The sequence below is a fragment of the Neisseria sp. Ec49-e6-T10 genome (assembly GCF_051132615.1).
GTDB lineage: Bacteria > Pseudomonadota > Gammaproteobacteria > Burkholderiales > Neisseriaceae.
Genome location: NZ_CP152375.1, coordinates 1,745,007 through 1,755,698, shown reverse-complemented (window position 1 = coordinate 1,755,698; position 10,692 = coordinate 1,745,007). Strand labels below are relative to the sequence as shown.

Genomic DNA, 10,692 nt, shown 5'->3' with positions numbered 1-10,692 from the left:
ACTCATTACACAACCAAAAGGATAAAAACCATAAATTAATAAAGGAAATTTCAAAAATATAACGATAAAAAACGGATTAAAAGCACAACACATATAAAATATAACTGTTTGATTTATTTCAATCAAAAAAACTGTATTCTCATAAATCCATTATTTATTATTAAATATAATTATTTCTCTTTTATTTTTAAACTTATTTTTGCAAAAATATATTTGATGTCTAAAAACAATGAAAATAAAATATTTTTATTAAACATTTTATTTAAAACTATTGAATTTTTTTAAATAAAATTTGATTAAAATTATACAGCAACAATAATAATATTTTATTAAAAAAAAGAAAAACAACTATATGAAAATAAAGGAATTTTTTTAAATCATTCAAATAAAAATAAAAACAAAAACAATTCTTAACTTTATAAAGAAAATACAAATCATACAAAAAGCATATTGTTTATTTCTTATAAATAATTTCTATCCAAAAAAAATGGCAATTAATTATTTCAAAAAAATATAAATTACTTCATACGCTCCATATAATTTTGACAATGTAATGCATTTAAAATAAGGACAGCAATACCAAATAATTTACTAGACAAAACCGAAAAAATCTTCATTTGATTAATTCAGTTCAATAAGAATTAAATTTTACTTTTTTATAAATTTTTTTACAGGCATCATCTTATTAAATTTTATAAAGTTTTTAATAAAAACGACGCCATACTCCAGATAAATGACTTGAAACTAAGCCGGCTATGTGTTTATATAACAAATTAAGTTTCTATCCTAACAAGGGAACGAAAGAAACATTATTTTAAGCATCTTTGAATAAGGATGCTGATAACACAAAAAGGGAGATACCTAATTATGTCTATTATTCAACCTGGCTCTTACGGCTTTCCTGTTCAACTCAAAAAACGTTATGAAAACTTTATTGGCGGACAATGGGTTCCTCCTGTAAAAGGCCAATATTTTGAAAACATCACACCAGTTACAGGCAAACCTATTTGCGAAATTCCACTATCCACCGAAGAAGACATTGATTTGGCTTTGGATGCTGCGCATAAAGCAAAAGACGCTTGGGGCAAAACCTCTGTAGCAGAAAGAGCTGCTGTTCTTAACCGTATCGCTGATAGAATGGAAGAAAACCTAGAGCTTATTGCTACTGTAGAAACATGGGACAACGGCAAGCCAATCCGTGAAACATTAGCAGCAGATATTCCTTTAGCAATTGACCATTTCCGTTATTTTGCTGGTTGTATCCGTGCACAAGAAGGTGCCATTAGTGATATTGACAATGATACTGTTGCTTATCATTTTCATGAGCCTTTAGGTGTTGTTGGGCAAATTATCCCTTGGAACTTCCCTATTTTAATGGCTTGCTGGAAAATTGCACCGGCATTAGCAGCAGGTAACTGTATTGTCCTAAAACCTGCAAAATTCACACCATTATCTATTTTAATTATGATGGAAGTGATTCAAAAAGAATTACCTCCTGGCACTTTAAATGTCGTTAATGGCCCTGGTGGCAAAATTGGCGAATACCTAGCTAAATCAAAACGTATCTCAAAAATTGGTTTCACAGGTTCAACTGAAGTGGGTGAGCGCATTATGTGTTGTGCCTCTGAAAACGTGATCCCAGTAACACTTGAATTAGGTGGCAAATCTCCTAATATCTTCTTTGAAGATGTTATGGATAAAGAAGACTCTTACTTTGACAAAACTTTAGAAGGTTTTGCCATGTTTGCCCTAAACCAAGGCGAAATTTGTACCTGCCCCAGCCGTGTTTTGATTCAAGAATCAATTTATGAGCGTTTTATTGAAAAAGCAATCAAACGTGTACAAATGATCAAGCAAGGTAACCCTCTAGATAAAACCACAATGATGGGCGCTCAAGTCTCTCAACAACAAGTAGATACCATCAACAAATATATTGGTATTGGTAAAGAAGAAGGTGCGAAATTGCTTACAGGCGGTAATCAAGCAAAACTAGAAGGTGATTTAGCTGGCGGTTACTATATTGAGCCAACCGTTTTTGCTGGCAAAAACGATATGCGTATTTTCCAAGAAGAAATTTTTGGTCCAGTATTGGCTGTAACCACCTTTAAAGATGAAGAAGAAGCTTTAGCGATTGCTAATGATACAATTTATGGTTTAGGTTCAGGCGTATGGAGCCGTAATGGTAATATCGCTTACCGTATGGGTCGTGGCATCCAAGCTGGTCGTGTATGGACCAACTGTTACCACATGTATCCTGCTCACGCAGCATTTGGTGGATATAAACTGTCTGGTATTGGTCGTGAAACCCATAAAATGGTATTGGATCATTACCAACAAACCAAAAACCTATTGGTTAGCTACTCTGAAAAACCACAAGGTTTCTTCTAAGCACTTTGTATTCAATCAAACCTTAACAAAAAGCCGCTTATTCAGCGGCTTTTTTGGTTAATAATTTATCGTGTAACACTAAAAAAACCTGTTCAGTTGAAAAGTAATAGAGTTAAAGTTTACATATACCGATAATAATTTTTCAATAAAGGTTAATTTTATTTTTTTCATATTAATAATCTACTAAAAAAACGGAACAATCGTCCTAATAATATTTCCTAAAAATAGAGCAGGAAAAAAAACAAATAAACTCAAAAGAATAATGATGATATATGCCCTTTTTGGTTGGCTGAATTTTTCCTTTATTATTTGATAAAACAATATCCCTATAATCACTGTCACAACTATTGAAATAATAAAAGAAACAACAGCCAAGGGCACAAACAAAAGAAAATAGACACCACAAGCACTGGCCAACAAACCAATAACGCCCAGAAAAAACAAAATAGCACAAGCCATCATTTTTAAGGTTGCTTCAGAGCCATTTTGATCTTTTTCTGTCGGTTTTTGTTGGCTCTTTGGAGCAGTCCAATCATTAGGTTCCATATACATATTCCTTGTTCAATGAATCATAAGGTTTTTATTTAATTTCATTAATCCAAAAAGCTCCCCATATACTAAAGAAACAATTTCTCTAAAAAAATATTAACAATAAAATAGAAAGTAAAATGATCAAACCAACAATCGTTACAATGACATATACTTTCTTTGGCTGCTGAAATTGATTTTTTAATATTTTATAAAACAATACACCTACAACGACAGAAACAAATAATGATATGGCTAAAGAAACAATGGCAATTTCTGGCACAGAAAAGAGAAAAAGGATCCCACAAGCGCTTGCCAGTAAACCAATAACACCCAAGAAAAACAAAATGACTGAGGCCACTATTTTTAATGTTGAATCAGAACCATTTTGATTATTGTCTGATGTATTTTGTTGACTTTGTGGCGTTTCCCACGGATTAGGTTCCATATATTGCGTCCATTTTTATTAAAATAATTGCTTATTCAAGCATCTCAAAGTACATCTATCCATTATAATATTTGGCTAAAAATACATAACATGAGGAAATAATGAGCCGTTATTGAGTATACAATCTTTTCATTTAAATACGCCATAGCCGCAACATTGAACCAACCCCTACCACAATAATCACCAACACAGGAAAAGCCAAAAATATACACCCCATATTAATGAGTACCAGCACCCATATTCTGGTCTGCTGGGATTTAACAACATGATACAACTGAGAAAACCCCAGACAACCTATAGCTGCAACAAATATGGTCATCCACATTTGCGTATCCATGCCATGAATCACCATAATGGCAATAATCAGTAAAATAATCGCCAAACATAAAACAATCATCGTCATCAACAGCACTTGCCCAACCAACCTAAAAAAGCGAGAAAGCTGTTGATGATGCCCTTGCGTGCTGTCTGTACTTTTTATTGATTCATTCACCATATTCTTTCTTTAATATCCATTAAATTATGCCTTATTTCCCATTTGAAACATATCATCAACCTCTGCTCTTCTTTTATCCAAAACAGCTTTTTGGGCTTCATCTCGATAAAGCAAATTAAAAGATTCAAATGGCACAATACGTCCATCGGGCTGTGCAATATGAACACAGGATTTTTTCATTGCACGCACATCAAAATTAACGGCATCCATAAACGCCATAATCAATACACGAAATACATTTTGATAACTCAATTGCGGTGCCTGTATTTTAGGTAAGCAACACAGTAAATCAGCCAAACAATTACTTTGGCTCTCTGGGCTATGATTGGTCGAAAATAATGTGAATATTTGCTCTTTTAAACGCTGGTCATGTTCAAAAACAATGGTATTTCGCCCACCTTGCAATAACACTTCGGGTTCAATATATCGTGTCAACGGTACAATGCCTTCTTCCGTTTTGAGTGCATAGCCCATGGACAGAGCATCGGGATTACATGGCACAGGGATGATATCTGCACGATCAAAGAAAGCCGTTTGATCCAATAACATTTGTCTGACTTCAGTTTGAGTTAAGCGTTGTGCTTTATGATCTATCCCTTCTATTCGTCCAGCAAATTGAATAGGTTGTATGGTTACCCCACGAACACAAGGCTGTTTTGCCGCATATTCAATGACTGCACCTATTTCATGATCATTCACCCCTCTGGCAACAGTCATCACCAATGTGGTGGATAAGCCAACCCGATTTAAAGCGTCAAGCGCACGTTCTCGTACATGACGCAAATTGGCACCGCGCAATGTTTTTAAGGCATCCTGTTCAAAAGAATCAAATTGTAAATACACCTCAAACCCAGGTGCATATTGAGCCAGCTTTTCTGCAAAGCCTTCTTCATTGGCAATACGCACACCATTTGTGTTGAGCATTAAGTGTTTAATGGGTCTGCTTTTAGCTGCATCCAAAACAGCAAAAAATTGTGGATGGGTTGTGGGTTCCCCTCCAGAAATCTGAACCACATCTGGTTCTATTTCATTGGCCACAATAATGTCAAACATATCTTCTATTTGCTCAAGTGAACGATGTTTTGCGGTGGGGACAGGTGCAGAGTCAGCATAACAAACAGGACAATTTAAATTACAATAATCTGTTATTTCAACAATGGTTAAACAAGAGTGCTGCATATGATCGGGGCACAAACCACAATCATAAGGACAGCCCCAATGTAAAGCAGTATTAAAACGTTCAGGCATTTCTGGAGCTTTCACATACACTTCTCTGCCTAAGCGCCAATAAGTTGCATCCGTAGCAATCAATACTTTTGATTGCCCGTGTTCTGGACACCATTTATGCAACCAAACTTGATCATCTTGAATCACATGTTTGGCTTCTATACGCCGAAAGCACTCCTCACATAAAGAGATTGTTTGGTCATAATAAAGATACGGTCTATTTTTTGCCATATAGTGTAGTGCTTTCGATGGTTTCTATTTTATTTTGTTTTTGCGTTGCAGATAGATATGCCAAATAAAATAAGCGATACCCAATACCGAGGCCCATTGAATAGCAGTTAGGCCAAAATGTAATGCAACAGGCAATAATACTTCTGTCTCTTGCCCAAATGGTGGTTTTAAAAATTCTATCCCTAAGCGAATCATACAATAGCCGATCATCCAACAGTCAAACCGCCTACCTGACACGGCACTTTTAAGCTGACACACACCAAGTGTTAAGACAAAAACCAATATCATCTCATATAAAGCAGTTGGATGACGAGCAATACCGTCTCCATAATCCCAACCCCAAGGCAAACTGGTTGATATACCATAGGTTGAATCCCATAAGCCCGATAACTGACAACCTAAACGCCCAATCATTAAACCAACCGCTAAAGGCACAATCCACACATCTCCTGTTGAATAAGGCCATTTAATGATTTTTTTACCTATTTCAACAAATAACGTGCCCCCTAAGAAACCGCCCAATACAGACTTTCCCCCAAACCAAACACCAGTTGGCTGACTAAGTAAATAAGGCAAATGTTCAAAGATATGCAATAATTTACTGCCTAAAAATGCCCCAAATACAGCAAAAGCCAATAATAAAAAACGATCTATCTTAGGAGGATGCACAGCTTGTTTGGATAAATACCAATAAACTTGGGCACCTACCATATAAGCCAAACTTTCTAAAATAAAATGGGGTAAATGCCCTGAGAATGATTGCAACATAAAATTTTTCACAAACAAATATATATTTTTATAGAAACAAATAATTATTTTTTCTTGACGACTTGACGGTCAAAATAATAGTTATTTTTATCTTCTGCATTATAAATGACACCAGTTACATCTTTTCTTGATTCACCCAAGGCTCTAAACGTTTCAACATCTGCACCTAATATTTTACTGTCTTTCATATAAACCGAATCACCATCTTGGGCAAACTCATCATCCAATACTTCAAAAGTCTTGGCTTTTGCATCGACTATTTTTGAACCAATAAAGTAAGCGTTATTGCTGTCTTTCGCGAAGACCACCTCATGAACACCATCTCCTAAAATCTCAAATGTCAAAATATCCGCGCCCTCTATTTTAGCTTCATGGTAATACACACCATTTCTGTCTTTATTATAATCACCTCCTATTCTTTCAAAAGAAGATGCATCAAAATGGGTTTTAGTATGAAAACGAAAGACTGTATTTTTATCTTTTCCATATCCATTACCCAAACATTCAAAAGTAGCAACATCTACTTCTGTTTTATTTACTTTAATTTCATAACAATTACTACCATCCTTCTCAGCATATCCTTCACACTTAAATATAATCATTTTCTCATCACAACCACCAATACACATCATTAGAAACCAAAGCAAAATCAATTTTTTCATCCAGTTATCCCATTTTTAATCCAAACAACACAGTCCCATATCATCTTATATATGACTAAAAAATACATTGTTTCAATACAAAATAACCTAATTTATCTATCCATGTACTATACGGCAAGACTCTTTAATAGATAAATTTACACTTAAAAATGACTCCGCAAAATATTTTACTCATGTATATTAAGTAAGCGTTCCAATATACAGTCCAGCTTCCTTTATGGTACATTGTGGGACATTATTATTTGTATAAAACACTCAACAATCATGAACACAAAAATCGCTCTATTTCAATTTAATCCTCATGTTGGCAATATTCATAAAAACACACAAGCCATTATTGAAGCAGCAAAAACCGCAAAAGCACAAGGCGCCACGATTTTACTGACTCCTGAATTGGCGCTTAGCGGTTACCCAGCAGAAGACCTATTGTTTCATGAAGCTTTTTGGCAACAAATACAAGCAGGGTTAGACCTTATTGAACAAATTGACGATATTGTGATCGTGGTTGGTCATCCAAGTCGCCAACAAAATCAATACCACAATAGTGCCAGTGTTTATTTCAATGGTAACCGTTTAGGCGTCTACCATAAAATGCTGTTACCTAACGAAAGCGTATTTGATGAAGTACGTTATTTTGAAGCAGGCGTCAATCCATTGGTATTCGAACACAATCAGATTCGTTTTGGTTTAATCATTTGTGAAGATATCTGGCATATAGAACCTGCTGCGGAAGCGGTTGAACAAGGCGCACAAATTTTACTTTGTTTGAATGCTTCACCATTTTACCTAAACAAAGAAAATGAGCGCATACAAAATGTACTTTACCGTATAGAAGAAAACCAAGTACCCCTTATTTACCTCAATATGGTGGGGGGACAAGATGAGTTAATATTTGATGGTGCATCTTTTGCTGTTAATCAAGATGGTGTGATTGCTTTTGAGGCAGAAGCATTTAAAGAAGACATTTATTATCTACAAACAGAACAACACAATCAACATATCCAGATCAAACCAAGTACCATTGCGCCCAAACTAACGGATGAAGCACTGTTGTATCAAGCATTGGTTTATGCACTACGCGATTATGTGCATAAAAGCGGTTTCAAAAAAATATGCCTAGGCTTATCTGGTGGCATTGACTCTGCATTAGTATTGGCAATTGCCGCAGATGCCTTAGGTTCTGACAACTGTGAAGTGATTCTTATGCCCAGTCGCTATACAGCCGATATAAGCGTAACGGATGCTCAAGAGATGGCCATTAAAATGGGTATTAAACACCATACCATTGCCATTACCCCATTATTTGAACAATTTAAGCAAGAGCTTTCCACCATTTTTAATGGTTTAGCAGAAGATGTTACCGAAGAAAACCTACAAGCCCGTATTCGTGGCACCTTACTCATGGCCTTGTCCAATAAAACAGGTGCTTTATTATTGGCAACAGGAAATAAATCCGAACTAGCCACTGGTTACTGTACACTTTATGGCGACATGAATGGCGGTTTTGCCCCCATAAAAGATTTATTTAAAACGCAAGTATATGCTTTGAGCCGTTACCGCAATACCTTATCTGAAATCATACCAACCAGAATCATTGATCGAGCACCATCTGCAGAATTACGCGACAACCAAACCGATCAAGACAGCCTGCCAGAATACCCCATTCTTGATGCCATGTTACAAGCAATCATGCAAGAAAATGCTGACAAAGAACAGTTAATCAAACAAGGTTTCAAAGCAGAAGAAACAGATAAAGTGTTGAAGTTGATTCAAAACAGCGAATACAAACGTCGTCAAGGTGCGATTGGTCCAAAAGTCAGCCCCCGTGCTTTTGGGAAAGACTGGCGTATGCCCATTTGTAATGGTTTTAAGCAATAATGGCTCTTTATTTTAGGTAAAGTAAGCGTAAAATCATGCAAAAACTGCAAACAAAGCATATTAAGCCGATTGACACAGTGATAAACTGAACCTATGTTCATCACTTAAGGACAAAACACATGAAAAAAACCATACTGATACTGACGACCTTTCTTGGACTGAACATGGCTCACGCAGATGGATTAGAAGCTTTAAAAAATTTCAACCAAAATGCCAAGACCATTTCTGGCTCATTCAGCCAAACAGTACAAAATAAAAACAAAACCCAAAAAAGCAGTGGAACATTTCAAATATCCCGACCTAATTTATTTAAATGGGATTACAGCAAACCCTATCAACAAGTGATTGTGGGAGATGGTAAATCTGTGTGGTTATATGATATTGATCTGGCACAAGTGACCAAACGTTCTCAAGCGCAAACATTAGGAGACAGCCCCGCTGCCATCTTAGCCGATCAAGATGCTTTAGAAGATAACTACACCTTAAGCAATGATGGTCAAAGCAATGGTATAACTTACATCAAAGCCATGCCCAAGAAAAAAGACAGTGGTTATGAATCCATTCGTTTAGGGTTTAAAGGGAATGATTTAAATCAGATGGTACTTAAAGACAGCTTTGGTAACACAACAACCTTAACCTTAAATGGTATTAAGTTAAATGGTACGATCAATAAAAAAGTATTTCAATTTACCCCACCCAAAAATGTTGATGTATTGACTGAATAATGGATGATCTGTTTGAACAAAACCCCACCGCGCCACTTGCAGAGAGTTTAAGACCTCAAAATATAGATGAAGTGATTGGTCAACAACATTTAATTGGTGTAGGTAAACCTTTACGTTTAGCCATTGAAAGTGCAAGGCCTCACTCCATGATTCTGTGGGGGCCGCCTGGTGTGGGTAAAACCACCTTGGCCCGTATTTTGGCCAATAGTTTTCATGCCCAATTTTTATCCATTTCTGCGGTATTAGGTGGCATTAAAGATATTAGAGAAAGCATTGAAAAAGCTGGGCGTGCTTTACAGCAAGGCACCAAAACCATTTTGTTTGTGGATGAAGTACATCGCTTTAATAAATCACAACAAGATGCCTTTTTACCTTTTGTTGAAAATGGACTCATTACCTTCATTGGTGCCACGACTGAAAACCCATCCTTTGAAGTCAATTCTGCCTTATTATCACGTGCACAAGTTTATGTGCTTAAATCACTAGAAGCAGAAGACCTAAAAGCGCTGTTCGAACGCGTCCATCAAAAAGCCTTAAGTGAATTTCAATTTGACCAACAAGCAATTGATGCCCTAATTGGTTCAGCTGATGGTGATGCTCGTCGTTTTTTAAACCTATTAGAACAATGTAAAAACAGTGCACTGGCAAAAAAAACAACCCATATCGATCAAGAGCTACTGGAACATGCGCTCACCTTAAATGCCCGACGTTTTGATAAAGGCGGTGAGTATTTTTATGACCAAATTTCCGCTTTACATAAATCCGTACGGGGCTCTAACCCTGATGCAGCACTTTACTGGCTTTGCCGTATGCTAGATGGTGGTGCTGAGCCAAAGTATTTGGCTAGACGAATCATTCGTATGGCTTGGGAAGATATAGGCTTAGCAGACCCACGAGCCATGCAAATCACCAATGATGCCGCGTTAACATATGAACGTTTAGGCTCGCCCGAGGGAGAACTTGCTTTAGCACAAGCAGTGATTTATTTGGCTTGCGCCCCTAAAAGCAATGCTGGTTACAATGCATACAATCAAGCCCGCTCATTTGTTGCCCAAGACAAAACACGAGAAGTGCCCATTCATTTGCGCAATGCACCAACAAAACTCATGAAAGAATTAGGTTATGGGAAAACGTATCGTTATGCCCATGATGAACCCTATGCCTATGCCGCAGGAGAAAACTATTTTCCTGAAGACATAAGTCAGCCACATTGGTACGAACCTGTTGATAGAGGCTTAGAACTTAAAATCCAAGAAAAACTGGCTTTTTTAAGACAGTTAGACGAAAATAGTAAAAAATAATCTATTAAAAAGATGATCCAGCCAGTTCAAAACTGGCTAA

At 36.4% G+C, this 10,692-nt stretch carries 10 protein-coding genes; 4 read left to right on the top strand and 6 right to left on the bottom strand.

Translation table 11 applies throughout. The features are described from left to right. The first annotated feature begins 867 nt into the window (after nucleotides 1-867). Nucleotides 868-2,388 carry an acetaldehyde dehydrogenase ExaC gene (exaC, locus tag AADH04_RS09095; RefSeq protein ID WP_434776970.1) on the top strand — a complete coding sequence of 507 codons (1,521 nt, stop codon included), beginning with the start codon at nucleotides 868-870 and terminating at the stop codon, nucleotides 2,386-2,388. 183 nt (nucleotides 2,389-2,571) lie between these two features. On the opposite strand, the gene AADH04_RS09090 is transcribed toward exaC, so the two are convergent. The 6 genes from AADH04_RS09090 to AADH04_RS09065 form a co-directional block, all read right to left on the bottom strand. After that, a complete protein-coding gene (locus AADH04_RS09090; protein ID WP_434776969.1) occupies nucleotides 2,572-2,934 on the bottom strand; it encodes a hypothetical protein in 363 nt (120 codons plus the stop codon). Nucleotides 2,935-3,022: 88 nt separating this feature from the next. Continuing rightward, nucleotides 3,023-3,364 (bottom strand): hypothetical protein, encoded by a 342-nt coding sequence (locus tag AADH04_RS09085; protein WP_434776968.1) that lies wholly within the window; start codon nucleotides 3,362-3,364, stop codon nucleotides 3,023-3,025. Nucleotides 3,365-3,497: 133 nt separating this feature from the next. Beyond that, complete coding sequence (locus tag AADH04_RS09080) at nucleotides 3,498-3,860, bottom strand: hypothetical protein (protein WP_434776967.1); 363 nt, start codon at nucleotides 3,858-3,860, stop codon at nucleotides 3,498-3,500. A 24-nt stretch (nucleotides 3,861-3,884) separates the two neighbouring features. Continuing rightward, nucleotides 3,885-5,318 carry a radical SAM protein gene (locus AADH04_RS09075; RefSeq protein WP_434776966.1) on the bottom strand — a complete coding sequence of 478 codons (1,434 nt, stop codon included), beginning with the start codon at nucleotides 5,316-5,318 and terminating at the stop codon, nucleotides 3,885-3,887. A 24-nt stretch (nucleotides 5,319-5,342) separates the two neighbouring features. Beyond that, on the bottom strand, nucleotides 5,343-6,086 hold the full coding sequence (locus AADH04_RS09070) for a prolipoprotein diacylglyceryl transferase (protein ID WP_434776965.1): 744 nt from the start codon (nucleotides 6,084-6,086) through the stop codon (nucleotides 5,343-5,345). A gap of 44 nt (nucleotides 6,087-6,130) precedes the next feature. Then, nucleotides 6,131-6,748 carry a DKNYY domain-containing protein gene (locus AADH04_RS09065; protein WP_434776964.1) on the bottom strand — a complete coding sequence of 206 codons (618 nt, stop codon included), beginning with the start codon at nucleotides 6,746-6,748 and terminating at the stop codon, nucleotides 6,131-6,133. 264 nt (nucleotides 6,749-7,012) lie between these two features. Here AADH04_RS09065 and AADH04_RS09060 point away from each other — a divergent pair, with 264 nt between their 5' ends. From AADH04_RS09060 to AADH04_RS09050, 3 genes are all read left to right on the top strand, one after another. Continuing rightward, on the top strand, nucleotides 7,013-8,626 hold the full coding sequence (locus AADH04_RS09060; RefSeq protein WP_434776963.1) for an NAD+ synthase: 1,614 nt from the start codon (nucleotides 7,013-7,015) through the stop codon (nucleotides 8,624-8,626). 119 nt (nucleotides 8,627-8,745) lie between these two features. Next, a complete protein-coding gene (lolA, locus tag AADH04_RS09055; protein ID WP_434776962.1) occupies nucleotides 8,746-9,351 on the top strand; it encodes an outer membrane lipoprotein chaperone LolA in 606 nt (201 codons plus the stop codon). Then, a complete protein-coding gene (locus AADH04_RS09050) occupies nucleotides 9,351-10,652 on the top strand; it encodes a replication-associated recombination protein A (RefSeq protein WP_434776961.1) in 1,302 nt (433 codons plus the stop codon). Before lolA ends, AADH04_RS09050 begins: the two co-directional genes overlap by 1 nt. Nucleotides 10,653-10,692: the final 40 nt, after the last annotated feature.